General features: G+C 71.7%; 26 protein-coding genes. 15 read left to right on the top strand and 11 right to left on the bottom strand.

Annotated features, from left to right (window positions below; genetic code table 11):
• The first annotated feature begins 43 nt into the window (after positions 1-43).
• Together ACIBQ6_RS23555 and ACIBQ6_RS23560 are read left to right on the top strand one after the other, a co-directional pair.
• Positions 44-1441 (top strand): glycoside hydrolase family 16 protein, encoded by a 1398-nt coding sequence (locus ACIBQ6_RS23555; RefSeq protein ID WP_397214467.1) that lies wholly within the window; start codon positions 44-46, stop codon positions 1439-1441.
• An 81-nt stretch (positions 1442-1522) separates the two neighbouring features.
• A complete protein-coding gene (locus ACIBQ6_RS23560; protein WP_358292114.1) occupies positions 1523-2470 on the top strand; it encodes a 2-oxoglutarate and iron-dependent oxygenase domain-containing protein in 948 nt (315 codons plus the stop codon).
• Here the strand turns inward: ACIBQ6_RS23560 and ACIBQ6_RS23565 are convergent.
• Positions 2467-4815, bottom strand: a complete 2349-nt coding sequence (locus ACIBQ6_RS23565) for a GH1 family beta-glucosidase (RefSeq protein ID WP_397214469.1) — start codon at positions 4813-4815, stop codon at positions 2467-2469. The two genes, ACIBQ6_RS23560 and ACIBQ6_RS23565, sit on opposite strands and share 4 nt — an antisense overlap.
• A gap of 91 nt (positions 4816-4906) precedes the next feature.
• On the opposite strand from ACIBQ6_RS23565, the gene ACIBQ6_RS23570 reads away from it, so the two are divergent.
• The 3 genes from ACIBQ6_RS23570 to rocD all read left to right on the top strand — a co-directional run bounded on the left by ACIBQ6_RS23570 (position 4907) and on the right by rocD (position 7524).
• Positions 4907-5395 (top strand): Lrp/AsnC family transcriptional regulator, encoded by a 489-nt coding sequence (locus ACIBQ6_RS23570; protein WP_358292110.1) that lies wholly within the window; start codon positions 4907-4909, stop codon positions 5393-5395.
• Positions 5396-5519: 124 nt separating this feature from the next.
• The gene (gene ddaH / locus ACIBQ6_RS23575) at positions 5520-6317 is read left to right on the top strand and encodes a dimethylargininase (RefSeq protein WP_358292107.1); all 798 of its coding nucleotides are present in this window, start codon (positions 5520-5522) and stop codon (positions 6315-6317) included.
• Position 6318: 1 nt separating this feature from the next.
• Entirely contained in the window at positions 6319-7524 is a 1206-nt protein-coding gene (gene rocD, locus ACIBQ6_RS23580; RefSeq protein WP_358292105.1) for an ornithine--oxo-acid transaminase, read from the top strand.
• Between the two features lie 140 nt (positions 7525-7664).
• On the opposite strand, the gene ACIBQ6_RS23585 is transcribed toward rocD, so the two are convergent.
• The 4 genes from ACIBQ6_RS23585 to ACIBQ6_RS23600 form a co-directional block, all read right to left on the bottom strand.
• Complete coding sequence (locus ACIBQ6_RS23585; RefSeq protein ID WP_397214472.1) at positions 7665-8858, bottom strand: CU044_5270 family protein; 1194 nt, start codon at positions 8856-8858, stop codon at positions 7665-7667.
• The gene (locus tag ACIBQ6_RS23590; protein WP_358292101.1) at positions 8851-9441 is read right to left on the bottom strand and encodes an RNA polymerase sigma factor; all 591 of its coding nucleotides are present in this window, start codon (positions 9439-9441) and stop codon (positions 8851-8853) included. The genes ACIBQ6_RS23585 and ACIBQ6_RS23590 overlap by 8 nt, the downstream gene beginning before the upstream one ends.
• A 73-nt stretch (positions 9442-9514) precedes the next feature.
• Positions 9515-10240, bottom strand: a complete 726-nt coding sequence (locus ACIBQ6_RS23595) for a class I SAM-dependent methyltransferase (protein ID WP_397214474.1) — start codon at positions 10238-10240, stop codon at positions 9515-9517.
• A gap of 9 nt (positions 10241-10249) precedes the next feature.
• The gene (locus ACIBQ6_RS23600; RefSeq protein ID WP_397214476.1) at positions 10250-11779 is read right to left on the bottom strand and encodes an alkaline phosphatase D family protein; all 1530 of its coding nucleotides are present in this window, start codon (positions 11777-11779) and stop codon (positions 10250-10252) included.
• Between the two features lie 240 nt (positions 11780-12019).
• Here ACIBQ6_RS23600 and ACIBQ6_RS23605 point away from each other — a divergent pair, with 240 nt between their 5' ends.
• From ACIBQ6_RS23605 to ACIBQ6_RS23615, 3 genes are all read left to right on the top strand, one after another.
• A complete protein-coding gene (locus tag ACIBQ6_RS23605) occupies positions 12020-13297 on the top strand; it encodes a Glu/Leu/Phe/Val dehydrogenase (protein ID WP_358292094.1) in 1278 nt (425 codons plus the stop codon).
• A gap of 72 nt (positions 13298-13369) precedes the next feature.
• Complete coding sequence (locus tag ACIBQ6_RS23610; RefSeq protein ID WP_352323421.1) at positions 13370-13564, top strand: hypothetical protein; 195 nt, start codon at positions 13370-13372, stop codon at positions 13562-13564.
• A 28-nt stretch (positions 13565-13592) separates the two neighbouring features.
• The gene (locus ACIBQ6_RS23615; RefSeq protein WP_358292092.1) at positions 13593-14075 is read left to right on the top strand and encodes a cupin domain-containing protein; all 483 of its coding nucleotides are present in this window, start codon (positions 13593-13595) and stop codon (positions 14073-14075) included.
• Here the strand turns inward: ACIBQ6_RS23615 and ACIBQ6_RS23620 are convergent.
• Positions 14044-14529 (bottom strand): MarR family transcriptional regulator, encoded by a 486-nt coding sequence (locus ACIBQ6_RS23620; RefSeq protein ID WP_358292089.1) that lies wholly within the window; start codon positions 14527-14529, stop codon positions 14044-14046. The two genes, ACIBQ6_RS23615 and ACIBQ6_RS23620, sit on opposite strands and share 32 nt — an antisense overlap.
• Positions 14530-14580: 51 nt before the next feature.
• On the opposite strand from ACIBQ6_RS23620, the gene ACIBQ6_RS23625 reads away from it, so the two are divergent.
• The 4 genes from ACIBQ6_RS23625 (at position 14581) to ACIBQ6_RS23640 (ending at position 18985) form a co-directional block, all read left to right on the top strand.
• Positions 14581-15660: a substrate-binding domain-containing protein gene (locus ACIBQ6_RS23625; protein WP_358292088.1), complete on the top strand. Its 1080-nt coding sequence runs from the start codon at positions 14581-14583 to the stop codon at positions 15658-15660.
• A 57-nt stretch (positions 15661-15717) separates the two neighbouring features.
• Complete coding sequence (locus ACIBQ6_RS23630; protein ID WP_397214478.1) at positions 15718-17088, top strand: APC family permease; 1371 nt, start codon at positions 15718-15720, stop codon at positions 17086-17088.
• On the top strand, positions 17085-18089 hold the full coding sequence (locus ACIBQ6_RS23635; protein WP_397214480.1) for an acetamidase/formamidase family protein: 1005 nt from the start codon (positions 17085-17087) through the stop codon (positions 18087-18089). Before ACIBQ6_RS23630 ends, ACIBQ6_RS23635 begins: the two co-directional genes overlap by 4 nt.
• A gap of 71 nt (positions 18090-18160) precedes the next feature.
• Positions 18161-18985 (top strand): hypothetical protein, encoded by an 825-nt coding sequence (locus ACIBQ6_RS23640; RefSeq protein ID WP_358292081.1) that lies wholly within the window; start codon positions 18161-18163, stop codon positions 18983-18985.
• Here ACIBQ6_RS23640 and ACIBQ6_RS23645 read toward each other — a convergent pair.
• Genes ACIBQ6_RS23645 through ACIBQ6_RS23655 form a run of 3 tightly spaced genes read right to left on the bottom strand, consistent with a single transcriptional unit; the run spans position 18969 to position 21117 of the window.
• Positions 18969-19853 carry a Gfo/Idh/MocA family protein gene (locus ACIBQ6_RS23645; RefSeq protein ID WP_397214482.1) on the bottom strand — a complete coding sequence of 295 codons (885 nt, stop codon included), beginning with the start codon at positions 19851-19853 and terminating at the stop codon, positions 18969-18971. The genes ACIBQ6_RS23640 and ACIBQ6_RS23645 overlap by 17 nt on opposite strands.
• Positions 19850-20761 (bottom strand): NAD-dependent epimerase/dehydratase family protein, encoded by a 912-nt coding sequence (locus ACIBQ6_RS23650; RefSeq protein ID WP_397214485.1) that lies wholly within the window; start codon positions 20759-20761, stop codon positions 19850-19852. The genes ACIBQ6_RS23645 and ACIBQ6_RS23650 overlap by 4 nt, the downstream gene beginning before the upstream one ends.
• Positions 20762-20763: 2 nt before the next feature.
• Positions 20764-21117: a YrdB family protein gene (locus tag ACIBQ6_RS23655; protein WP_387648780.1), complete on the bottom strand. Its 354-nt coding sequence runs from the start codon at positions 21115-21117 to the stop codon at positions 20764-20766.
• A gap of 117 nt (positions 21118-21234) precedes the next feature.
• Here ACIBQ6_RS23655 and ACIBQ6_RS23660 point away from each other — a divergent pair, with 117 nt between their 5' ends.
• Complete coding sequence (locus tag ACIBQ6_RS23660) at positions 21235-21930, top strand: TetR/AcrR family transcriptional regulator (RefSeq protein ID WP_358292074.1); 696 nt, start codon at positions 21235-21237, stop codon at positions 21928-21930.
• 67 nt (positions 21931-21997) lie between these two features.
• Here ACIBQ6_RS23660 and leuA read toward each other — a convergent pair whose 3' ends face one another.
• Both leuA and ddaH (ACIBQ6_RS23670) read right to left on the bottom strand, forming a co-directional pair.
• The gene (gene leuA, locus ACIBQ6_RS23665; RefSeq protein WP_358292072.1) at positions 21998-23704 is read right to left on the bottom strand and encodes a 2-isopropylmalate synthase; all 1707 of its coding nucleotides are present in this window, start codon (positions 23702-23704) and stop codon (positions 21998-22000) included.
• A 259-nt stretch (positions 23705-23963) separates the two neighbouring features.
• Entirely contained in the window at positions 23964-24722 is a 759-nt protein-coding gene (gene ddaH, locus ACIBQ6_RS23670; protein WP_397214487.1) for a dimethylargininase, read from the bottom strand.
• 38 nt (positions 24723-24760) lie between these two features.
• On the opposite strand from ddaH (ACIBQ6_RS23670), the gene ACIBQ6_RS23675 reads away from it, so the two are divergent.
• Both ACIBQ6_RS23675 and ACIBQ6_RS23680 read left to right on the top strand, forming a co-directional pair.
• Entirely contained in the window at positions 24761-25006 is a 246-nt protein-coding gene (locus ACIBQ6_RS23675; protein ID WP_352327988.1) for a DUF2630 family protein, read from the top strand.
• A 56-nt stretch (positions 25007-25062) separates the two neighbouring features.
• Complete coding sequence (locus ACIBQ6_RS23680; RefSeq protein WP_397214489.1) at positions 25063-26037, top strand: GNAT family N-acetyltransferase; 975 nt, start codon at positions 25063-25065, stop codon at positions 26035-26037.
• The last annotated feature ends 9 nt before the right edge of the window (positions 26038-26046 follow it).

Consider the following 26046-nt stretch of genomic DNA (forward strand, 5'->3'; position numbering starts at 1 on the left):
GAGCGCTCTCTCACTCGACTCCACCACCCCCCATGGAGCAGGGATGACAACAGAGATCCGGCACAGGCGCCGCCTGGTGGCCGTGGCGGTGGTGCTCGTGGCACTCACCGGCCTGCTCGTCAAAGTGGCCGTCAGCGCCTCGGCGTCCGTGCCGTCCACGCCGTCCGGCTGGTCGCTGGTCTGGTCCGACGACTTCAACGGCTCGGCGGGCACGCCGCCCTCGTCCGCCGAGTGGATCATCGATACCGGGCACGGCTACCCCGGCGGGCCGGGCAACTGGGGCACCGGCGAGATCCAGAACTACACCTCCAGCACCTCCAACGTCAGCCTCGACGGCTCCGGCAACCTGCGCATCACGCCCCTGCGCAGCGGCTCGGGCGAGTGGACCTCGGCCCGCGTCGAGACCAGGCGGGCCGACTTCAAGCCGGCCGACGGGCGCGTCCTGCGCATCGAGGGCCGGATCCAGATGCCGGACGTGACCGGGCAGGCGGCGCTCGGCTACTGGCCGGCGTTCTGGGCGCTCGGGGCGCCGTACCGGGGGAACTACTGGAACTGGCCGGGCATCGGCGAGTTCGACATCATGGAGAACGTCAACGGCATCAACTCGGTGTGGGGCGTGCTCCACTGCGGCGTCAGCCCCGGCGGGCCCTGCAACGAGACGACCGGCCTGGGCGCGAGCCGGGCCTGCCCCGGATCGTCCTGCCAGTCGGCCTTCCACACCTACCGCTTCGAGTGGGACCGCGCCGCCAGCCCGAACCAGCTCCGCTGGTACGTCGACGGCCAGCAGTTCCACAGCGTGAGCCAGAACCAGCTCGACGCCACCACCTGGACCAACATGACCGGGCACGGCGGCTATTTCCTGCTGCTCAACCTGGCCATGGGCGGCGCGTTCCCCAACGCCCTGGCCGGCACGGGCACGCCGACGGCGGCGACCGTCCCCGGGCACCCGCTGCTGGTGGACTACGTGGCCGTCTGGCAGAGCGGCACGGTCTCCACGCCGACGGCGACCCCGACCGTCCCGGGCGGCGTGGACGCGCGCTCCACCATCCAGGCCGAGCGCTACCAGGCCCAGTCGGGCACCATCGTCGAGACCACCACCGACACCGGCGGCGGCCAGAACGTCGGCGCCATCGCGGGCGGCGACTGGCTGCGCTACGACGGGGTGAACTTCGGCTCAGAGCCCGCCCGCCAGTTCAAGGCCAGGGTGGCGTCGGGGGCGGCGGCCGGCGTGAGCGGGCTGGTGCAGGTGCGGCTGGACAGCCCGTCCGCCCCGCCGATCGGCGACTTCGCGCTGGCCAGTACGGGCGGCTGGCAGAGCTGGCGCACGGTCCCCGCCAACATCAGCGGGGTGACCGGGACGCACACCGTCTACCTGACCTTCAGCAGCGGCCAGCCCGCCGACTTCGTCAACGTCAACTGGTTCACCTTCTCGACGACCTGATCCCTCTCAGGGTCCTCCTCGGGGGCGGCGGGCGTACCCAGGGCCCGGCCCGCCGCCCCCGGGCTGGGGGACAATGAGACGGTGCGCGAATTGCCGGTGATCGACATCTCCCCCTTGCTCGGCGACACCCCGGGCGGCGACAGGCAGGCCGTCGGCGCGGCGATCGGCGCGGCCTGCCGGGACAGCGGCTTCTTCTACGTCCGCGGGCACGGCGTGCCGCAGGAGCTCCTCGACCGGCTCGACGCCGCCGCCAGGCGCTTCTTCGCGCTGCCCGAGGAGGTCAAGGACGAGATCTCGATGGACCGCGGCGGCCCGGCCTGGCGCGGCTTCTTCCCGGTGGGCGGCGAGCTGACCTCGGGGCGTCCGGACCTGAAGGAGGGCGTCTACTTCGGCGCCGAGGAGCCGCCCGGCCCGCTCCCGCTGCACGGCCCCAACCAGTTCCCGGTCCAGGTGCCCGAGCTGCGCGAGGCCGTGCTCGCCTACCTGGACACGATGACGGGGGTCGCGCAGGCGGTCATGTCGGGGATCGCGCTCAGCCTGGGCCTGGACGAGGGCTACTTCCGCACCGGCTACACCGCCGACCCGACCGTCCTGTTCCGCGTCTTCCACTACCCGCCCGCGCCCCCGGACGACGACGAGACCTGGGGCGTGGGCGAGCACACCGACTACGGCCTGCTCACCCTGCTCCTCCAGGACGCCAACGGCGGCCTCCAGGTCCGGACGGCGGACGGCTGGATCGAGGCGCCGCCGCTGCCGGGCACGTTCGTCTGCAACATCGGCGACATGCTCGACAAGCTCACGGGCGGCCGCTACCGCTCGACCCCGCACCGCGTGCGCAACCGCAGCGGCAACGAGCGCCTGAGCTACCCGTTCTTCTTCGACCCCGGCTGGGACAGCGTGGTGCCGCCCCTCCCCTACGCCGCCGGCGAGCGCTGGGACGGCCAGGTCGACTTCACCGGCACCTACGGCGAGTACCTGCTGTCGAAGGTGTCCAAGGTCTTCCCGAGCCTGTTCGAGCGGCAGATCTAGGCTGACTCCCGCACGATCAGCCGGGTGGGCAGGACGACCGGCGTGGTGCTCCGGCCCTCCAGCCGCGACAGCAGCAGCCGCGCCAGCGCCAGCGCCTGCTCCGTCACGGGCACCCGGACGGTGGTGAGGGCCGGGGTGGTGGCCGAGGCGGCGTCGATGTCGTCGAAGCCCACGATCGCCAGGTCGTCGGGCACCCGCCGGCCCGCGGCGCGGGCGGCCGGCAGGGCGCCGATCGCCATCTGGTCGTCGGCCGCGAAGATCGCGTCCAGGTCGGGGGCGTCGCCGAGGAGCTGGTCGGCCGCGGCCGTGCCGGAGGCCCGGGTCAGGTCGCCGATCGCCAGTCTGGGCCGCAAGCCGGCGCGGTCGAGGGCCGCGCGGTGGCCGGCGAGCCGGTCCTGAGTGGCGACCAGGTCCATCGGGCCGCAGATCATGCCGATCCGGCGGCGGCCGGTGGCCAGCAGGTGCTCGGTGGCCGCCGCCGCGCCCGCGGCGTTGTCGGCGTCCACGTACGGCACCAGCGAGGCGACCGGCGGCCGGCCCAGCAGCACGAGCGGCACGCCGGTGCGCGAGAGCCGTTCGGCCAGGGTGTCGCCCCGCTCGGGCGGCAGCAGGACGACGCCGTCCACCAGGCGCGCCTCGGCGTGCCGGACGATGCGGCGCTGGCTCTCGGCGGTGTCGGCGAGCATGAGGGTGATCTGCTTGCCCGCCCCCTCCAGCAGGCTCGTCACGTACTGGACGACGGCCGCGACCATCGGGTCGGCGGCGTGCCTGGGGGCCGACAGCACGAGCGCGACGGTGTCGGTGCGCCGGGTCACCAGGCTGCGGGCGGCGGCGTTGGGCACGTAGCCGAGCTCCTTGACGGCCTGCAGGACCGTGGAGCGCACCTCCGGGCTGACCGACGCCTCGCCGTTGACGACGCGGGAGACCGTGGCCCGGGAGACGCGGGCGCGGGCGGCCACCGTCTCCAGCGTGGGACGTCTGGGCGGGGCCTCGGTCAGGCCGTTGCGCCTGATGACATCGCGGTACCACAAGGCGCTGTCCTTGGGCCGCCTGCGCTGGGTGTCGAAGTCGACGTGCACGAGGCCGAACTTGCGCCGGTACCCCTCGGCCCATTCGAGATTGTCGAGCAGCGTCCAGGCGAGATATCCGCGGACGTTCGCGCCCTCCTCGACGGCGGTCCGCAGGGCCCGCAGGTGTTCCTCGATGAAATGCACGCGGTCGACGTCGTGAATGCCTTCGGGGGTGACCGTGTCGACGAAGTCCGCGCCATTCTCGGTGATCATCAGTTCGAGTTCCGGATATTCGCCGGTGAGCCGCCGCAGTAACAGCGACAGGGCGTTCGGGACGATCGGCCAGCCCATCGCGGTGACCGCCGTGGGAATGGTGCTGAAAAGCACGCCCGCGCTTCCCGGATAAGCCGGGTCGGCCGGTTCGCCGGGCTGCGCCTGGACGACGGCCGGCGCGTAGTAGTTGACGCCGAGCAGGTCGAGCGGCTGGGCGATGTCGGCCAGGTCTCCGTCGTGGACGTGCCCGAGCCCGGCGTGCTCCTCGATGACCGGCAGCAGGTCGGCGGGGTAGGCGCCGCGCAGCATCGGGTCGAGGAACTGCCGGTGGACGAGCGCGTCGATCCTGGCCACGGCCTCGGCGTCCTCCTCCGACAGCGGCCGGTCGAAGTCGCCGACCTGGGCCGGCGTCAGCACGGGCGAGAAGTTGAGCACGGCCCCCACCTCGGCGGCCCCGGCGGCGCGCAGGGCCTGGGCGCCCAGGCCGTGGGCGAGCAGCAGGTGGTGGGCGCTCCTGAACGCCTCGGCGGCCGACCGGCGGCCCGGCGCGTGCACCCCCGAGCCGTGGCCGACGAAGGCCGCCACCCACGGCTCGTTCACGGTGAACCAGGTGCCGACCCGGTCGCCGAGCCGCTCGGCCACGATCGCCGCGTAGTCCGCGAAACAGCGGGCGGTGTCGCGGGACGGCCATCCGCCGCGCTCCTCCAGCGCCTGCGGCAGATCCCAGTGATAAAGGGTGGCCAACGGCGTGATGCCCGCCTCCAGCAGGGCGTCGACCAGCCGCTGATAAAAGTCGAGACCGGCCGTGTTCACCTTTCCCGAGCCGTCCGGAAGAATGCGCGGCCAGCTCACCGAGAACCGGTACGCGGCCATTCCCAGCTCTTTCATCAGCGAGACGTCCTCGCGATATCGGTGGTAATGGTCGCAGGCGTCGGGCGGGCCACCGGCGAAGGCGTCCCAAATGGACGGCCCGCGGCCGTCGGCGGCCGTGCCGCCCTCGATCTGGAAGGCCGACGTCGAGACCCCCCAGACGAAACCCTCGGGAAAACGTGCGATATTCATGTGGCGGCAATCCTCCGGCAGTGGACCGAACGCCCAGTCTCCCGCGCGGCGCTCGTCGCGCGCCAGCCTGGCCAGGCGGTATACAGAGCCCGTGGAACTGGACCGGCTCGATCGTGACATCATCGCGGCGCTCGTCGACGACGCCCGCGCGACCTACGCGGACATCGGCCAGCAGGTGGGGCTGAGCGCGTCGGCCGTCAAGCGGCGGGTCGACCGGCTGCAGAAGAGCGGGGCGATCACCGGCTTCAGCGCGCGGGTCGCGCCGCAGGCGCTCGGCTGGACCACCGAGGCGTACGTCGAGCTCTTCTGCCAGGGCAAGACCAAGCCGTCGGACATCGCCCTGGCCGTGGCCAGGTTCCCCGAGGTGGTGGCGGCGGCCACGATCACGGGCGAGGCCGACGCGCTGCTGCACATCAGGGCCACCGACGTGCGGCACGTCGAGCGGGTCATCGAGCGCATCGCGGCGGAGGCTTTCGTGGTGCGGACCAAGAGCTCGATCGTGCTGTCGCGGCTGGTGGACATCCCGCCGGGAGCCGCCCTGACGGACTCGCGCAACGGATCGCACGTCGCCGGCCGATAGACGCAACAGACCTGCGCCAACGCGCAATGCGCACCGCTTGGCCTGCGCAAACGTCAATTCTTAGGCTGTCCCCGTCTCCCCCGACACGGGAACTTCCCCTGAACTGACGACGACGGAGCCCTGCATGCCCAAACACTTCCTCATGTGCCGCCCGGACTACTTCGCGGTCGAGTACGCCATCAACCCGTGGATGGACCCCGAGGCCGGCGCCGACCGTGAGGTGGCGATCCGGCAGTGGGAAGGGCTGAAGTCGGCGTACGAGGAGCTCGGGCACCAGGTCAGCCTCATCGACCCGATCGAGGGCCTGCCCGACATGGTGTTCGCCGCCAACGGCGCGCTGGTCGTCGGCGGCCGGGTCTACGGCGCCCGCTTCACCTTCCCCGAGCGCGGCCCCGAGGGCCCGGCCTACCTGCGCTGGTTCGTCGAGCGCGGCTACCCGACGCTGGAGCCTGCGCACGTCAACGAGGGCGAGGGCGACTTCCTCACCCTCGACGACGTCATCCTGGCCGGCACCGGCTTCCGCACCGACGTGGTCGCCCACCAGGAGGCGCAGGAGTACCTGGGCCGCCCGGTCGTCTCGCTGAAGCTGGTCGACCCGCGCTTCTACCACCTGGACACCGCGCTGTTCCCGCTCGACGGCCGCAACGTCGCCTACTACCCCGGCGCCTTCTCCCAGGGCAGCCAGGAGGTGCTGCGCGCGATGTTCCCGGACGCGGTGATCGCGACCGCCGAGGACGCCGAGGTGCTCGGCCTCAACGCGGTCAGCGACGGCCGGAACGTGGTGATCAACTCCGAGGCGTCCGGGCTCCAGCTGGAGCTCAAGCGGCACGGTTACGAGGTGATCCCGGTCGAGCTGTCGGAGCTGCGCAAGGCGGGCGGCGGTCCCAAGTGCTGCACACTGGAGATCAGGGGGGAGAAGTAACATGAGCACCAGCGCAGAGCTGATCGAAGTAAGCGAGCGCCGCAGCGCGCACAACTACCATCCGCTGCCCGTGGTCATCCACGAGGCGCACGGCGCGTGGGTCACCGACGTCGAGGGCAAGCGCTATCTCGACTGCCTGTCGGGCTACTCGTCACTGAACTTCGGCCACGGCAACCCGAAGATCATCGAGGCCGCCCAGGAGCAGCTGAAGAACCTCACGCTGACCAGCCGGGCCTTCTACCACGACCAGTTCGCCCAGTTCTGCGCCGGGCTCGGCGACCTCACCGGCAAGGACATGATCCTGCCGATGAACACCGGCGCCGAGGCCGTCGAGACCGCGATCAAGGTGGCCCGCAAGTGGGGCTACGAGGTCAAGGGCGTCGCGCCGGAGCAGGCCAACATCATCGTGATGGAGGACAACTTCCACGGCCGCACCACCACGATCATCAGCTTCTCCACCGACCCCGACGCGCACGACGGGTTCGGGCCGTACACGCCCGGGTTCAAGATCGTCCGCTACGGCTCGGCCGAGGCGATCAGGGAGGCGATCGACGACAACACCGTGGCCGTCCTCGTCGAGCCGATCCAGGGCGAGGCGGGCGTGCTGGTGCCGCCGGACGGCTACCTGACCGAGGTGCGGCGCATCTGCACCGAGAACAACGTGCTGATGATCGCCGACGAGATCCAGTCGGGTCTCGGGCGCACCGGCCGCACGTTCGCCTGCGACCACGAGAACGTCGTCCCCGACGTCTACATCCTGGGCAAGGCGCTCGGCGGCGGCGTGGTGCCGGTCTCGGCCATCGCCGCGGACGAGGACGTCCTCGGGGTCATCAAGCCGGGCCAGCACGGGTCCACGTTCGGCGGCAACCCGCTGGCCTGCGCGGTCGGCATCGCCGTCATCGACATCCTGAACACCGGCGAGTTCCAGGCCAGGGCCGCCCGGCTCGGCGAGGTGCTGCACGCGCGGCTGCGCGAGCTGGCCGGCAAGGGCGTGGTGGCGGTGCGCGGGCGCGGGCTGTGGGCGGGCGTGGACATCGACCCGGCCCTCGGCACCGGGCGCGAGGTCTCCAAGGCGCTCATGGCGCGCGGCGTGCTCGCCAAGGACACCCACGGGTCCACGATCCGGCTCGCGCCGCCGATCGTGATCTCCGAGGAGGACCTGGTCTGGGCGGTCGACCAGCTCGCCGCCGTCCTCGAAGACCTCTAGGTCTCCTACGGCTTCGCCTGGTCGGGCCACCCGCCGTACCACGGCCGGCGGCCCTCCGGGAAACGGTCGCTGACCCCGCACAGGGCGCGCCGCCGTGACGGCGCGCCCTGTGGGCCTGCTGGGTTGTCGGCCGACCGGGGTCACGAACCGGCGGGGGCACTCTCGATCGGGGTAGGGGTGACGGTACGCGTCACCGTCGGCTCCGGCTCGCCGGTCGGCTCGACCGCGGGCACGCTGCTCGGCTCCGGGGTGAACGTGATCGTCGCCTCGGCCGTCGGCAGCTTCGCCGTCGTCGAGCCGGACTCCGAGGGAATGGGCGTGGGGGCCTGGGTCTCCGGCATGCAGCTCGCGTCGGCGGCGGCGTCGGGGGCCTCCGGCAGGGCGTCCACCACGGAGACGTCGAGCTGGGCCGTCAACGCCACGACGCTGTCCTTGGGCGCGCCCGCCTTGGCGTCGACCACGACCTGCCGCTCGCCGAGGAACGTGTGCCCGGCCGGATCGAAGATCAGCTCCTCGCGCACGCCCCGGTCGGCGACCCGGCCCAGCGCCACGCCCACACGTCCCGAGGAGTCGGCGACGCCCTCGGCCGCCTCGACGCCGGGGATCGCCTTCACCGCCTCGAACAGGGCGTCCCGCTGCGCCTTGGGCAGGTAGTTCTCCCTGACGAGGTCGCCGGCGCGGGTGAAGGCGACGGCGTCGGGATCGACGTCCTTGTCGCCCTTGGGGGCCGGCTGGTAGAGGCGGTCGCGCATGGCCGTGGCGTCGGCCGGGAGCGTGCTCAGGTAGGCGGAGTCGTCGCGGTAGGGGCCGCGCAGGTCGGGGCAGGAGGCCAGCCGGTTCCACTCGCTGCCCCGCCAGCTCGTGGCGTCCGCCGGCAGCGGCTCGCCCGGCCAGGGGCGCGGCTCGCGGCCCTCGATCTGCAGCAGGCCGTCCTTGCTGCCGTCCACGGACTTCCAGATCCTGCGGTGCTGGCGATAGAGGTAGCGGCTCTGCCCGCCGGAGCTGTCGATCGACTGCGAGCCGTACATGGTGTCGGACTCGATCAGGATGAACTGGTCCGGCCGGGGGCTCAGCTCGCCGGCCGACAGCATCACGGAGGTCGCCGGGCGGGCGTCCGTCCCGCCCTGGCCCGACAGCGCCACCGCCACGCCGCCGACCAGGACCACCGTGACGCCGAAGGCCGCGGCCGTCTGCCAGCCCAGCCTGGGCAGCCGCAGGCGTCGCCCGCCGCGCGCCTCGGCCAGCAGTCGTTCCCTGGCCCGCGCGCGGGCCTGCGGCTCGTACGGCGGCGCCGGCGGCCTGCCGTCGGCGAACGTCCGGATCTCGTCATCCATGCTGGGGCTCCTCTGCGAAGGGATCGATGCCGCCGAGCGCCCTGCGTACCTTGACGCGGAGCCGGTGCAGCCTGGACCGGACGGTGCCCACGGGCACCCCGAGGGCGCGCGCGGCGTCCTCGTAGGTCAGGTCGGCCCACGCCACGAGCAGCAGCAGGTCGCGCTCGCTCGCGCTGAGCCTGGTCAGCGCCCTGGCCAGGCGGGGCTGGAGCTGCTCGGCGGTGACCCGGTCGGCGCTGCGCTCGTCGAACGCGCCCGGACGCTCGGCCCCGACCCTGGCCATGGCCGCGGTGCGCCGCCGTTCGGCCCTGCGGTGCTGGGACACGACCTTGGTGGCGATGCCGTACAGCCAGGGACGGGCGTCGGGCAGGGTGCGGTCGTAGCGGCCGCGGCCGCGGAAGGCGACGAGGAACACCTCCCCCGTCACGTCGTCGGCCAGCTCGACGCCCAGGCGGCGGGCGGCGTACCTGTGGATCTCGTCGGCGTGCCGGTCGAACAGCGCGGCGAAACGCTCAGGATCGCTCAGCGAATGCCCGATCAGGGTCGAGTCATCCAGCGTTGCGGTTGTGTCCTCGACACTCACCACATCCGGTCCTCTCTCATGCGGTCACCCTGTTGTTGGCCGCACCCGGAAGCCCGGTTCCACCTTTTTCGGGCTATGCCGCCTTTCGCTGCTTTCGCCAGGCGGACAGGCCGTCGGGGGCCTCGTCCCTGACGAACCCGGCCGCCGTCAGCTCGGCGGCGAGCCGGTCGCCGCCGGGACGGTGGGCCTCGCTGGTCACCTCGTCCTCGCTGATCACCACGCCGCGCTGCCTGATCCGGTAGAGGAAACGGGAGCGCACGGTCTCGCCGGTGACGTCGAGCACCTGGCCCCAGACCTCGTAGGCGTGCCGCCCGACCTGGTAGGACCCCATGAGCTCCAGCTCACCCGGCGTGGGCGCGGGCCGCTCGCGCCAGTTGAACAGCAGCAGCCCGCCCGGTTCGAGCTGCCTGGCCAGCACCCGCCACAATTCCTCCCGCCGCCCGGCCGGGAACGCCTGCAGCACCGAGATCATCACAACGGCCTCGACCGGCTCGTCCACATCGACGTCGAGCGCCCCGCAGGCCAGCACGGTGACCCGGCGCCGGGCCTGCTCGTCGGCGGCCAGCCGCGACAGCAGCACCGACCGCATGGCCGGCGCCGGCTCGACGGCGTACACCTCGCCCTCCGTCGCGCGCACGATCACCTCGGTGATCAGGCCGGTGCCCGCGCCGATCTCCATGACGCCGCCCCGCACCCCCTTCAGCAGGGGCGGGAGCGACTCGCGGATCTCGGGGACGTGCCCGTCCTCATGCCACAGGTCGTAGAACGGCACGGCCCTGGAGTACTGGTCATCATCCATGGGTCATTTCTACGCCAGCCGGGCCGAGTCGATCGCCCGGACATCGTCGCCCGCCGCCTCGTACCAGGTGATCGTGTCGGGGAAGGTCAGCGTGGCCAGCGCGTTCTGGAACAGCGGTCCCTTGGTCACCCGCCAGCGGAACGGCGGGCGCGGGATGCCGGCCAGCCGCGCCAGCAGGCCGCCCACCAGCGTCGCCAGCCCGAACTGGGTGAGCACGTTGGCCCAGCGCAGCAACCGGCTGAGCGGGTTGCGGATCGGCGAGCAGACGACTTGGTAGATCTGCCCGGCCGAGGCCTTGGCCAGGTAGGAGTAGTGGACGTCGCCGGACAGGATCACCGCCGGCTTGCCGAGCCGGACCAGCAGCCGGCCCAGGTCCTCGAACGAGCGCCGGAAGGCCGCCCAGTGCTCCAGGTCGACGGCCTGGCGCAGCTGCTCCGACCACCGCTGCACCGTACGGCCCCACTTGCCGTCGCACAGCGCCTCGTTCCAGTTCTGGACGCCGTGCACGCCCTCGGGCAGCAGGAAGGGGATCGAGGAGCCGATGACCAGCCGCTCGGCCGGGGCGGCGGCCTGCTCCTGGAGCCAGGCCCACTCCTCGGGGTCGAGCATGCGCCGGTCGCCGGGGGTGAGCTGCCTGGCGCACCGGGTGTCGATCATGATGAGCCGGGTGTGCCCGAGGTCGCGGGTGTAGCTCCAGCGGTTGCTGCTCGGCTCGGCGTCGGCCTTGGCGGCGAAGGCGTCGAGGGCCGGGCCGCCGTCGCCGCCGCCCTCGGTGAGCTCGCGCACCAGCGGGTCGGCCGCGCGCTCGGCCGGCGTCAGGTTGCCGAGGTGCTGGTAGACGAAGTAGGCGCCGAGCCCGGCGACCACGCGGCGCGGCCACCAGCTCGTCAGGGCCATCTTCTCCCGCCAGGGCTGGGAGGTGTTCCAGTCGTCGCGCAGGTCGTGGTCGTCGAAGATCATGGCGGTGGGCACGGTGGACAGCAGCCAGCGGATCTCCGGGTCGGTCCACGCCTGGCGGTAGAGCTCGGCGTACTCCTCGTAGTCGGCGATCTCGCCCTGCGGCTCGGTGGTCCTGCGCGCGTGGATGTAGTCGAGCATCTGGGGCGAGGGGCTGTCGGCGTAGACCTGGTCGCCGAGGAGCAGAAGCAGGTCGGGCCACTCCTCCTCGTCGGCGCGCATGAGGCTCACGCCGTAGGCGCGCAGCACGTCGTCGCCGTGGGTGCGGACGTGGGCCGAGTCGTGCGGCACGCTCGTGCGGCACGACCCGAACGCCAGCCTGCGGGGCCCTTCGGCGGGCAGCAGCCGCACCCGGCTGGCCGGGCGACCCGCCAGCGGCCAGACCTGGTCCCCGTCGAGGCTGACGGAATAGGAGGCGATATCCTGGGACAGGTCAACGAGATCCACGATCGCGTAGTGGTGACCGTGCACGGTGAAGGTGGGCGACCGATAAGCCCCGCCTGCCGTCTCGACGGTGACCGTGCAGGGCTCGCTGGTCTCCACCCAGATCGAGGCACTGACCGAGTCGACGTGACGCAACATCGGCCCAACCACGAGTGCGGGCATCCAACCCTCCGGTTTTCGACGATTCGGCACACTCTCGCTCGATAGCCTGCCAGAGTGGCACGTTCCCAGCACGTTGATCAACGGCTTGGATATGCCTTCATAGCCTAGGCAAGGTCAAACTGCCCCGCCTAGGATGATCGAGACAACACGCCCAAGAGGGAAGGCAACGGCGCCTTCTCCCACAAAATGGGCGCGCATACAGGAGGAAACTCGACCATGAGCATCATGGTGCCGTCAAAGACGCCGGCGCTGATCACACCTGGTCAACAGGCGCTCGACTCCGCTCTTCACCAACTCAACCAGGCCGCCGCCCACCTCGGGCTCGACGACGGCCTCCGCACGATGCTGGCCACGCCCCGCCGCTCGCTGACCGTCTCGGTCCCGGTGCGCCGCGAGGACGGACGCATGGACGTCGTCCAGGGCTACCGCGTCCAGCACAACGTCTCGCGCGGCCCCGCCAAGGGCGGCATCCGCTTTCATCCCAGCACCGACATCCACGAGGTCACCGCCCTGGCGATGTGGATGACGTGGAAGTGCGCGCTGGTCGGCATCCCGTACGGCGGCGCCAAGGGCGGCGTGGCCGTGGACCCGGGCGCGCTGACCACGATCGAGCTCGAACGGCTCACCCGCCGCTACGTCAACGAGATCCTGCCGCTGATCGGCCCGGAGAAGGACATCCCGGCCCCCGACGTCGGCACCGACGAGCAGACCATGGCCTGGATCATGGACACCTACAGCGTCAACGCCGGCTACTCGGTGCCCGGCGTGGTCACCGGCAAGCCGATGACGCTCGGCGGCTCGCTCGGCCGCACCGGCTCGACCTCGCGCGGCGTGCAGATCGCGGCCCTGGCCGCGCTCGGGCGCTCGCCGGAGGGCGTCACGGTCGCCGTGCAGGGCTTCGGCAAGGTGGGCGCGCTGGCCGCGCAGTACCTGTCCGACGAGGGCTGCAAGGTCGTCGCCGTCTCCGACGTCACCGGCGCGCTCTACGCGCCCGGCGGCCTCGACGTCGCCCGCGTGCGCGCCTGGGTGGCCGAGACCGGCGGCGTGGCCGGCTACCCGCACGCCGACGCCATGGCCCACGACGACCTGTTCGAGCTGGACGTGGACGTGCTCGTCCCGGCCGCGCTCGAAGGCGTGATCACCGAGGCGAACGCGCCCCGCGTGCGCGCCCGGCTGATCGTGGAGGGCGCCAACGGCCCCACCACGCCGGAGGCCGACGAGATCCTGGCCGCGAACGGCACCACCGTCGTGCCGGACATCCTGGCCAACGCGGGCGGGGTGATCGTGTCCTACCTGGAGTGGGTGCAGAACATGCAGGCCTTCTCCTGGAGCTCCCGCGAGGTCGAGGTGAAGCTGCGCGACCTGATGGAGGGCGCCTTCGCCGAGGTCAAGTCGATGTCCGCCGAGCGCGGGCTGACGCTGCGGGAGGCGGCGCACGTGATCGGCGTGGGCCGGGTCGCCGAGGCCCACAGCATGCGGGGCCTCTACCCCTGACCTACTTTGGTCGCACGTGACCCGCCCAAGGTCGGATGCCGGGGCGGGTCCCGTTCTGCGACGGTCGTGGTCATGAGGGGTTTCATCGGGGTCATGGCCATCATCCAGGGGCTCGGCGGGTTCGCCGGGCGCGTCTGGTTCGACACGGAGTGGGGGTTCGTGGGGCGGTTCGTGGAGCTGCCGCTGGCGGCCTACCTGGGGCTCGCGGTCGCGGGCCTGGCGTTGCTGCTGTGGTCCGGCCACGACGGGAAGAACCGCGAGAGCTGATCGCGAGCGGGTCGGGCAGGATGGCCTCATGACCTATCCGGAACCACGCTATTCGGGCGACAAAGGCGAGCTGTCCGCCACGTATCGCCCCTACGAGCACGCCCCCGAGCTGACCTACCCGACCGGCAACACCGCCCACTACCTGGCCACCGGGGCCACCACCAACGGCCAGTTCGGGCTCTACCGCTGGGTGATGGGGCCCGAGCCGTCCGGCCCGAGCCCCCACTTCCACAAGTCGATCTCCGAGTCGTTCTACATCCTCGACGGATCGGTGCGGATCTACGACGGCAGCCGCTGGATCGACACCCGCCCCGGCGACTGGGTGCACGTGCCCGAGGGCGGCGTGCACGCCTTCCGCAACGAGTCGGGCGAGCCCGCGACCATGCTGCTGCACTTCGCCCCCGGCGCCCCTCGCGAGGGCTACTTCGAGGGCCTGCTCGACCTGGCCGGCAAGAGCGAGGAGGAGAAGGCCGAGTTCTTCATCCGCCACGACACGTACTGGCTGGACTGACGGGGCCCGGCGCCTGCGCCGAGGCCCGGTCGAGGGCCGCGGCCAGCTCGTCCAGCTCGCGCATCAGCCGCTCGGTGCGCTCCTGGCCGAACGCGGCGGCGATGGCCCGGTGGTGCTCGGCCACCGCGCCGTCCACCCTGGCCAGCAGGTCGCGCCCCCGGTCGGCCAGGAACACCGCCACCCGCCGCCGGTCGCCCGCCGACGCGCCCCGGTGGACCAGCGCCCGGTCGATCAGCCGGTCGACCGCCTTGGTGAGCGTCGGGTGCGGCATGAGCACCGCCTCGGCCAGCTCCCCCATCGAGTGGCCGCGGCCGTCGGCCAGCGCGCGCAGGATGCGCCACTGCTCGACGGTGACGTCCTCGCCGGCCAGGGTCGCCGCCAGGCCGCGCGTGACCTCGCGTTCGGCGCGGCTGAGCACGTACGCGAGTGAGGACCCCAGCCCGGATTTAGCCATGAGAGATCAGGTCCTTTCACCGGAGAGCTAGTTCGGAGGATACTCGTCGGCGTGGCGGCGATCGTCGATCCTTTCGAGGCCCGGCTCATCCCCTCGGACGCGGTCCGGATCGGCCTGGTCGTGCCCGTGTCGGGGGTGCTCGGGCTGGTGGGGCCGTGCGCGATCAACTGCGCGGTGCTGGCCGCCGAGGAGGTCGACGCCCGGGGCGGCGTGCTCGGCAGGCAGATCGAGCTGGTGCTGGTCGACGGCGGGCGGCCGGGGCGCGAGGTGGCGGCCGAGGTGGCCGGCCTGGTCGCGTCCGGCACGGTCGAGGCGGTGGTGGGCACGCACGCGAGCGACGTGCGGATCGACGTGGTCGCGGCGATCGGCGGGCGGGTCCCGTTCGTGTACGCGCCGCCGTACGAGGGCGGGGGGCACGCGCCGGGCGTCTACTTCCTCGGCGAGACCCCCGGCAGGCAGCTCGAACCGGGCATCGAATGGCTGGTCAGCGTCCACCGGGCACGCCGCTGGTATTTGCTGGGCAACGACTACGTCTGGCCCCGCCTGGTGCACGCGGGCGCCCGCCGCCGGTTGCGGGCGCGCGGCGCCACCGTCGTCGGCGAGGCGTTCGTCCGGTACGGCGAGGCGGCCTCCTGGCTCGGCCGGATCGCCGACGCCCGCCCCGACGCGATCCTGCTCACGCTGATCGGCAGCGACCTGGTCGCCTTCAACCGGGCCTACGCGGCCGCCGGCCTCGGCGCGGCCCGGCTGTGCGGGGCGCTGGAGGAGCACGGCCTGCTCGGCATCGGCGGCGACGGCACCGGCGAGCTCTACGCGTCGATGGGCTACTTCCGCGACCTGCCGACCGAGGCCAGCCTGCACTTCGCCGAGCGGTACGCCAAACGCTTCGGCCCGCACGCCCCCATGCTCAACGCCCACGGCCATGGCTGCTACGAGGCCGTCGCGATGCTCGCCGCCCTGTCCGCGCGGGCGGGCAGCCTGGCCGTCCCCGCCCTCGACGCGGTGGCCGACGGCACCACGATCGTCAGCGCGCGCGGCCCGCTCACGCTGCTGAACCGGCAGGTGCGGCGCACGGTGCACCTCGGCAGGGCGGACGGCCTGGATTTCTTGCTTGAGAAACCTTTTCACTAGAAAGCTTTGGCTCTAAGGTGCGAAACGCCCCCCAACCTCAACAAGGAGCCGCGCAACATGAGCACCGTTGAGCAGTTCGGCTACCGCCAAGAGCTCAAACGCTCTCTGGGCTTCGCCGACCTGATGATCTATGGCCTGATCTTCATGGTGCCGATCGCACCGTTCGGCATCTTCGGCGGCGTGTTCCAGTCGTCCGGCGGCATGGTCGCGCTGGCCTACATCATCGGCCTGGTCGCCATGGCGTTCACGGCGCTGTCGTACTCGCAGATGGCCCAGGCGTTCCCCATGGCGGGCTCCGTCTACACCTACGCCGGGCGCGGCATCTCGGCGCCGGTCGGGTTCATCGCCGGATGGGCGATCCTGCTCGACTACATCCTGGTGCCGTCGCTGCTCTACCTCATCGCCAGCCTGGCCATGAACTCGTTCGTGCCCGGGATCCCGGTCTGGGGCTGGCTGGTCATCTTCGTGCTGCTCAACACGGCCGTCAACTACATGGGCATCCAGATGACCGCGCGCATCACGCGGGTGATGCTGGTCGCCGAGCTGGCCGTGCTGGCGATCTTCCTGGTGGTCGGCGGCATCGCCCTGGCGCAGGGCAAGGCCCAGGCGGGCGCGTTCACTCCGATCTTCGAGCCCTCGACGTTCACCTGGACGCTGGTGTTCGGCGCGGCGGCCACGGCGGTGCTGTCCTTCCTCGGCTTCGACGGCATCTCGACGCTGGCCGAGGAGAACAAGGAGGACGGCAGGCGGCTCGGCCGTTCGATGGTGGCGGCGCTCGGACTGGCCGCGGTGCTGTTCGTGGCGCAGACGTGGGTCGCGGCGCTGCTCATGCCGGACCGCGCGCAGCTGATCGCCAAGGGTGACAAGAACGGTGACGCCTTCTACCGCATGGCGGAGTTCGCCGGCGGCCACTGGCTGAGCGTGCTGACCGCCGTCGCCACCGCGATCGCCTGGGGCTTCGCCAACTCGCTGGTCGCCCAGGCGGCCACCTCGCGGCTGCTGTTCGCGATGGCCCGCGACCGCATGCTCCCCTCGTTCCTGGCCAAGGTCCACCCCAGGCACAAGGTGCCGGTGAACGCCACGCTGGCCGTCGCCGTGCTGTCGCTGGGCATCGGCCTCTACATGAGCAGCCTGGAGAACTACGGCATCCCGCTGCTCAGCCAGCTCGTGAACTTCGGCGCGATGACCGCCTTCCTGATCCTGCACGTGGCCGTCGTCGTCCACCACTGGTTCCGCAGGCGCAGCGGGAACGTGTGGGGGCACGTGGTCGCGCCGGCGATCGGCTTCCTCGTCCTGGCCGCCGTGGTGTACAACACCAAGCTGGTGACCCAGACGGTCGGCCTGATCTGGCTGGCGGTCGGACTGGTCATCCTGGGTGTCAGCTATCTCGTCGGCCGCAGGCCCGTTCTTCCCTCGGAGGTCAAGTGAACGTCGTCTCCTACCACCCCACGCCGGAGGAGCTCAGCTACACCTTCGGCGGCCGTGCCGCCCTGGGCAGGGTGCGGCCCGGGACGGTGCTGGAGCTGTACACCGAGGACTGCTTCGGCGGCCGGGTGCGGACCGTGGAGGACCTGCCGTCGCGGGTCTGCGAGTTCCCGTACCTGAACCCCGTCACCGGTCCCTTCCACGTGGAGGGGGCCGAGCCGGGCGACACGCTGGCGCTGCACTTCGTCAGAATCACCCCGGCCCGCGACTGGGCGGTCTCCACCACGTTCCCGCACTTCGGCGCGCTGACCGGCACCCACACCACGGCGACGCTCCAGCCGCCGCTGGAGGAGCGGGTCTGGCGCTACGACATCGACGTGAACAAGGGCGTGGCCGTCTACCACGCGCGCAACAGCGACTTCAGCGTCGCGCTGCCGCTCGACCCGATGCACGGCACGGTGGGCGTGGCCCCGGGCGCGAACGAGGCCCGCATGACCATCACCCCCGACGCGCACGGCGGCAACATGGACACCCCGGAGCTGCGCGCCGGCGTCACCGTCTACCTGGGCGTCAACGTCGAGGGCGGCATGTTCTCGATCGGCGACGGCCACGGCCTGCAGGGGCACGGCGAGGTCTGCGGCACGGCCGTCGAGTCGGCCATGAACACCGTGGTCGCGGTCGAGCTCATCAAGGGCGTGGCCACGCCGTGGCCCCGGCTGGAGGACGACCTGCACCTGATGTCCACCGGCTCGGCCAGGCCCCTGGAGGACGCCTACCGCATCAGCCAGCACGACCTGGTGACCTGGACGTCGGAGCTGACCGGCCTCGACACGCTGGACGCGTACCAGCTCGTCAGCCAGGCCGGCCAGGCGCCGGTCGGGAACGTGTGCGACACCAACTACACCATGGTCGCCAAGCTGCCCAAGACCTACCTGGGCGCCCCCTCGGTGTACGAGGACGTCCACGCCCGCCTGCGCGCCCTGGGCGCCCAGTACGACGCATGACAATCCCCCACTTAGGTAAACCTTGGTGTCGCAGGTCAGGGCATTGATCATCTTCCCCGTAGAGTGGGAAAGTGCTCAGGTTGGTACTGTCTCTGGTCCTGCTCGATCCGGCTGGCGTCACCGATGTCGCGCAGCGCAGCGTCCCCGTCCCCCAGGTGCTGACCCCGGACGGCGACCGCCTGGGCTATGCGCCGGTCCCGCGCCCCTACACGGGGGCGCGGCGGCTGACCGGGGTGCTGCTCGGCCATGACCCCGTCACCCGCACCGACGTGTGGTGCGGCGGCGCGATCATCGGCTCGCGCAGCCGCAGCCTGGTGCTGACGGCCGCGCACTGCCTCTACCACGACGGCCGGCCGCTCAAGCGGCTGGTCTTCATGCCCGGGTTCGACAGGGGCAACCCGCGGCACGGCGTCTGGTCCGCGGTGCGCACGTGGGCGCCGGACCGCTGGCGGGCGAACCCCGACTCCCCCGACGTGCTGCCGTACGACGTCGGCCTGGTCGGGGTCGTCAAGGGCAGGCGCCCGCTGGAGGACGTGGTCGGCCAGGGCCTGCCGCCCCTGCGCACGAGCCGCGGCGCCGGGCTGCGCGGGCTCGAACTGCTCGGCTACCCGGCGGGCAAGCGCTACCCGGGGACGCAGATGTACCGCTGCCTGGGCGACGCGGTCGAGGGCTCGACGGTGGGCCCGGGGCTGATGGTCACCCGCAACTGCCATGCCGCCGCCGGAGGGAGCGGCGGCCCGGTGCTGTACGGCGACTCGGTGGCGGGCGTGGTCTCCTCCTCCAGCCCGCTGAGCGACACCGACGGCTACACGGTGCTCGCCCGGCTGGGCGGGACGACGTTCGACCGCATGTTCGCCAGGGCCGACGAGTCGATGCGGGTCAGGAAGCCAGGCTGACGGCCTCTTCGCAGATGGCATGGGTGATCAGGGCGTCCTCGGCGCTGATCACCCGGCCCTCGCGGACCGCAAGCAGGAACTCCTGGCAGATCTGCTCGATGCCGCGCTGCCGGGCGACCGGCACCCAGTCGGGCCGCCTGGTGAGCGTCTCGCCGCCCTCGTAGTCGAGGACGTCGCCGAGGTTGACCACCCGCCGCTTGATGCCGTCGCCCATGACCTCGCAGGTCTCCTCGGCGGCGCCGCTGACCCGGTTCATGACGCCGATCGCGGTGAACCCGGCGCCCGACAGCTCAAGGACGATGTGTTCGAGCAGGCCGCGGCGGACGCGGGTGCGGATCCTGGTCTCGGTGACCGGGCCGGGGGCGAGGAACCTGAGCGTGTCCACGACGTGGATGAAGTCCTCGAAGATGGCCCGCCGGGGCGCGTCGGGGTAGTTGTCGCGGTTCTTCTCCAGCAGCACGAGATGACGGGGAAGGGCCATGAGCCCCGCGTAGCCGGGGGCGTGGCGGCGGTTGAAGCCGACCATCAGCGACCTGCCCTCGGACTCGGCCAGGCGCACCAGGCGCTCGGACTCGGCCAGGCTGTAGGCGATCGGCTTGTCGACGTAGACGTGGATCCCGGCGCTGAGCAGCGGCTCGACGATCTCCGGGTGCGCCTCGGTCGCGGCGTGCACGAACGCGGCGTCGACCCCCGCCTTGATCACCTCGTCGACGCTGGTGGACCGGTCGGCGACGCGGTAGGCGTCACCGAGCCGGTCGAGCCGCGCGGTGTTGCGGGTGCACAGGTGGAGGTCGAGGGACTGGGCGGCGAGCACGGGCAGGTACGCCTTCTCCGCGATGTCGCCCAGGCCGATCATGGCTATCTTCATCCGTCGAGCGTAGCCTTCAGCGCGGCCTCCACCGGCGTAGGCGCGACGCCGAAGACCTGCTGAAACGCCGAGGAGTCGAGCACGTAGGGCGCGGTGAACTGGTAGCGCACGTGCCGCAGCTCGCCGATCATGGGCGAGAACAGCCCGGACACCCGCAGCAGCGGCCACGGCAGCGTGGTCATCGTGGGCGCCGGCAGGTCCAGCAGGGCGGCCATCCGGGCGCCGACCTCGCGGAAGGTCATCGGGTCGTTGGTGGGCACGTGCCAGGGGCGGCCCCACGCCCGCTCGTCGGCGCCGGCGATGATCAGGGCGTCGGCCACGTCCGGCAGGTAGGTCCAGCTGTGCGGGACGTCGGCGGGGAAGACGAGCCGGATCGTCCGGCCGGCCCTGAGCGAGGGGATGAAGCGGGTGCCCAGGTGGGACTGGTCGGTGGCGCCGGGGCCGAAGAAGTCCGAGCCGCGCACCTCGGTCACCCTGATCCGCCCTTCGCGGTGGGCGGCCAGCGCGTCGTGCCAGATCTTGGCCCGCACCCGGGCCTTGGGGGTGGTGGAGGCCAGCGGCAGGTCCTCGGTCATCGGGCCGGAGACCGGCCCGTACGGGTAGAGGTTGCCCAGGATGGCCAGGACGGCGCCGCTCGACTCCGCGGCGGCCAGGAACGAGGCGGCCATCGGCGGCCAGTCGGTCAGCCACCGGTGGTAGGCCGGGTTGACGCAGTTGTACAGGACGTCGGCCCCCTTGGCCAGCTCCGACAGCCGGGCCTGGTCGGCCACGTCGGCGGCCACCCTGACCGTGCCCTCCGGCCCGCGGCCCGACCGGGTCACGACGACGACCTCGTGCCCCTGCGCGGCGAGCTTGGCGGCCAGGTGCGTGCCGACCTGGCCGGACCCCACGACGACGTGCTTACCCATGATCAGACCTGCTTCCAGATGACGCGCAGCAGCGCGTTGACGACGAAGACGGCGGCGAAGACGATCGCCGGGGTGACGCGGCCGGCGGCGTAGAGCGCGAGCGCGCCGCCGCCGAACCAGACGATCTCCAGCGCGACGCGGGCCAGCCCGGTGAGCGGGATCGTGGCGTTCGCGCCGCCTCCCGCGCCGAACAGCGCCCACACGGCGATGAACAGCGCCGGGCCGCCCAGCCCCGCCAGGAGCTTGATCGCCCAGTTGGGGCTGAGCGTGAAGCCCCAGTAGGCCACCGCGCCCAGCACGCCGAGCTCCAGGAAGAACATCAGGGCGGCGTTGGCGTTCTTGGCGAGGGCGAGCATGGGGATCTCCTGAGGTGGTGCGCTGTTCGCTTACGAGAGCAATGCTCTCTCAAAAGAGCGGCACTCGTCAAGAGCGGTGCTCTCGTTTTTTGCCAGTGCTCTGATAACCTGCTGTGCATGACAGCCAGCCGTACCGCGCGAGAGCGCGTGAGAGCCGAGCTCACCAGGGAGATCACCGACATCGCCCGCCGACAACTGGCCACCGACGGCGCGGGCGGCCTGTCGCTGCGGGCCGTGGCGCGGGAGATGGGCATGGTCTCCTCGGCCATCTACCGCTACTTCCCGAGCCGCGACGACCTGCTGACCGCCCTGATCATCGACGGCTACAACGCGCTGGGCCAGGCCGTCGAGCAGGCCGAGGCCGCCTGCCCGCGCACGGCCCACCTCGGCCGCTGGCTGGCCGCCGGCCATGCCGTCCGCGACTGGGCGGTGGCCCACCCCCACGAGTACGCCCTGCTCTACGGCTCGCCCGTGCCCGGCTACCAGGCGCCGCAGGACACCGTCGCGGCCCGGCTGCGCGACGTCACCGTGCTCGGCGCGATCGTCACCGACGCCTGGAACGCGGGCGGGCTGCACCCGCCGGCCGCCCCCGAGCCGCCCGCCGAGGTGGCCGCCGACGCCGAGAACATCCGCGCCCTGATGCCCGGCGTGCCCGACGACGTGGTGTGGCGGGCGATGGCGTCCTGGTCGACGCTCTACGGCTGGGTCAACTTCGAGGTGTTCGGCCAGTTCAACAACACGATCGACAGCCGGCGGGCGGCCTTCGACCACGCGCTGCGGCTGGCCGCCGCGGCGCTCGGCCTCGCCGCGTGACCGGAACGTCCCGGCACGGCGAAAGGGGCAGGAGTGAACGTGCACTCCTGCCCCTTGCGCGAGAACGTCAGCGCGTGGCGCGGTTGACCGCCGAGATGATGGCCTTGAGCGAGGCCGTGGTGGTGTTGGCGTCGATGCCCACACCCCACAGCACCTGCCCGTCGACCTCGCACTCCAGGTAGGAGGCGGCCTTGGCGTCGCTGCCGGCGCTCATCGCGTGCTCGACGTAGTCGAGGACCCGCACCTTGATGCCGACGCCGGCGATGGCGTCGATGAAGGCCGAGATCGGGCCGTTGCCCACGCCCGCGATCTCCCGGATCTCACCGTCGAGGCGCACGTCGGCGCCGATGCGGTCTTTGTCGTCGACGGTCGACTCGTGGCGGTGGGCCATGAGGCTCAGCCGGCCCCAGCGGTTGGCGGGGTTGGGCAGGTATTCGTCGCGGAAGATCTCGTACATGGCGGTGGGGCTGATCTCGCCGCCGCCTTCGTCGGTGCGGGCCTGCACGACCTTGGAGAACTCGATCTGCAGCCGGCGTGGCAGGTCGAGCTGGTGGTCGGCCTTCATGATGTAGGCCACGCCGCCCTTGCCCGACTGGCTGTTGACCCGGATGACGGCCTCGTAGGTGCGGCCGATGTCCTTGGGGTCGATCGGCAGGTAGGGCACCGCCCAGGTGAACTCGGCCACCGGCGTGCCGGCCGCCGCGGCGTCGCGCTCCAGGTGCTCGAAGCCCTTCTTGATGGCGTCCTGGTGGGAGCCGGAGAAGGCGGTGTAGACCAGCTCGCCGCCCCACGGGTGGCGCGGGTGCACCGGCAGCTGGTTGCAGTACTCGGTGACGCGGCGGATCTCGTCGATGTCACTGAAGTCGATCTCGGGGTCGACGCCCTGCGAGAACAGGTTCATGCCCAGGGTGACCAGGCACACGTTGCCGGTGCGCTCGCCGTTGCCGAACAGGCAGCCCTCGATGCGGTCGGCGCCGGCCATGTAGCCCAGCTCGGCGGCGGCCACGGCGCTGCCCCGGTCGTTGTGCGGGTGCAGCGACAGCACGATCGAGTCGCGGTGCCGCAGGTTGCGGTGCATCCACTCGATCTGGTCGGCGTAGACGTTGGGCGTGGCCATCTCGACCGTGGCGGGCAGGTTGATGATGACCTTGCGGTCGGGGGTGGGCTGCCACACCTCGTTGACGGCGTCGCACACCTCGACGGCGTACTCCAGCTCGGTGCCGGTGAACGACTCGGGCGAGTACTGGTAGAAGACGTCGACGTCGGTGGCCTCGGCCAGCTTCCTGACCAGCTTGGCGCCCTCGACGGCGATGGCGGTGATGCCCTCCTTGTCCTGGCCGAACACGACGCGGCGCTGGAGGGTGGAGGTCGAGTTGTACAGGTGGACGATGGCCTGCTTGGCGCCCTCGATCGCCTCGAAGGTGCGCTCGATCAGCTCGGGCCTGGCCTGGGTCAGCACCTGGATGACGACGTCGTCGGGGATGCGGCCCTCGTCGATGATCTGCCGGACGAAGTCGAAGTCGGTCTGGGAGGCGGCCGGGAAGCCGACCTCGATCTCCTTGTAGCCCATGCGTACCAGCAGCTCGAACATCTGGAGCTTGCGGTGGGAGTCCATCGGGTCGATCAGGGCCTGGTTGCCGTCGCGCAGGTCGACCGCGCACCACCGGGGCGCCTTGGTGATGACCTGGTCGGGCCAGGTGCGATCGGTCAGCCGGATCGGTTCGAACGGCTGATAACGATGGGCCGGCATGGGACTGGGCTGCTGGGCGTTCATGTCTGCTGCTCCTCGTCGGTCGAGTCGAAAGCGGCCGACGCGCATGACTGGCTCCGCGACGAGGGAGCCGGCCTTACAGGCCCTCGCCGCGGCAGCTAAGAAGCAGCCCGCGCAGCATGCCAAGCACGCTACCAGACGTCTCGGGATTCGCTGCCCTTGATCTCACATCATGAGAGCCGATCGGTCCACCGATGGTGAAACACCAGGTCAGGGCCGCGAAATTCCGGCGCGCGCCACCGCTGGTCGGGGATGAGCACGCTCAGGCAGATGACTGGTCCGGGATGAGCACGCTCAGGCAGGTGACGCAGCCCTCCAGCCGCTCGAACTCCGAGATGTCCACCCTCGTCACGACGAGCCCGCGCCGCTCCAGCATCGCCGCGGTCCTCGGGGCGGAGGCGGCCAGCAGCACCCGGTCGCCGCCCAGCGGCACCACGTGCGCGCCCGGCTCCTCCGGCGGTTCGAGCAGGCCGGGCAGCTCGACGCGACCGGGATCGCCGATGAGCGTCCCGTCGGGCAGGGCGGTCACCGCCGACTTCAGGTGCAGCACGCCGCGCAGGCCGACGGGCACGACCCGCCGCTCGGGCAGCAGGGCGGCGAGCTGGCTGACGCCCTCGTCGTCGGTGCGGGCCGACCTGCCGACGTACACGGTGGGGCCGACCTGGAGCACGTCGCCGCCGTCCAGGGTGCCGGGGCGGGCGATCCGGACCGCCTTCAGGCCGAGCTCCCGTACGGCCCGCTCCACGGACTCCACCTCCGGACGCCGCTCCGGCGCGCCCGGCCGGGTGAGCACGGCCAGCCGCCCCGACACCACCACGGCGTCCTCCACGAAGGGCGCGTCGGGCAGGTGGTCGGCGTCCTCGGCGTAGACCGGCCGCCATCCGGCCGCGGCCAGCGCCGCGACGTAGGCGTCGTGCTGGTGACGTGCGCGTTCGTGGTCCACGGGCGCACGCTCGATGTGCGTGACGATGCCCTCGGCGATCCGGGGTCCGGGCTTCCTTACCAGCGCGATACCAGACATAGGGCGTGTTCTATCACGCAGTCGTTAGAGTCTTGGGCATGCGGGACGACGAGATTCTCACCAGGATCAGCGCTCTGGTCGCCGAGGAGCACGAGCTGCGCGGCAGGCTGTCGGCGGGCGAGGTCACCTCCGACGAGGAGCACGCGCGGGTCAAGCAGCTGGAGGTGGCGCTCGACCAGTGCTGGGACCTGCTCCGGCAGCGCAGGGCCAGGCGCGGCGCGGGCGAGGACCCCGACGGCGCGGCCGTCCGCCCGGCCGGCGAGGTGGAGAACTACCGGCAGTAGGGCCGCGGCGGTAAAACGGCTGGCCAGACGCCACGCCGATGCGATTGGCTGGACGGATGCACATCCAGCCAATCGACTTCGACCGGCCGGGCGAGCTGATGACGGGCCTGCACGACGCCTACCTGGCCGCCCACGCGCACGAGCCCGGCCCCAAGTTGTCACTCACCCGCCTGTCCGTCATCGCCCTCCTCGGCCCTCCCGGTGACCGGGTCGAGTCCTGGGTCCTGACCGACGGTGGCAAGGTCGCCGGCGGCTACAGCCTGGCGCTGCCCCAGTCCGACAACCGGCACATGGGCTGGCTGTTCCCGCTCGTGGTCCGGCCCGAGCTGCGCGGCCGCGGCCTCGGGAGCGAGCTGTTCGAGCACGCCCTCGGCCGGATGCGCGCCCACGGCCGCACCCTGCTGCTCACCGAGACGCCCACCACCGGCGTCGGCGCCCGCTTCGCCCGCGCCCACGGGATGACGGTCGCGCTCCAGGAGGCCCGCCGCACGCTCGACCTGCGCACGGCCGACTGGGCCGCGCTGCGCGGCATGCTGCCCGAGGCGCCCGGCTACCGCGTCGAGCGGTTCGCCGGCCCGGCCGGTCCTGAGCTGCTGGCCGACCTCGCCACGCTGATGAACGGCATGAACGACGCCCCGCGCGACGCCGACGTCGAGGACATGACCTTCAACCTCGACCGCCTGCGCCTGCGCGAGGAGCGTGTCACGCTCGGCGGCGAGACCTGTTACACGATGATCGCCAGGCGCGAGTCCGACGGCGCGCCCGCCGGCTACACGCGGATCTACCTCACCGCCGACCGCTCCGACGGCTGGGGCCACCAGGCCGACACCACCGTCCTGCGCGAGCACCGCGGCCATCGGCTGGGCCTGCTGCTCAAGCTGTCCAACCTGCTGTGGCTGCGCGAGCGCGAGCCCCACCTGGAGCGGATCATCACCTGGAACGCCACGTCCAACGCCCACATGCTGGCCATCAACGAGGCCATGGGGTTCGAGCTGCTCGACGAGTGGGACGAGTGGCGGCTGACGGTCTGACCTTTCCCC

Source organism: Nonomuraea sp. NPDC049655 (genome assembly GCF_044465465.1).
GTDB lineage: Bacteria > Actinomycetota > Actinomycetes > Streptosporangiales > Streptosporangiaceae > Nonomuraea.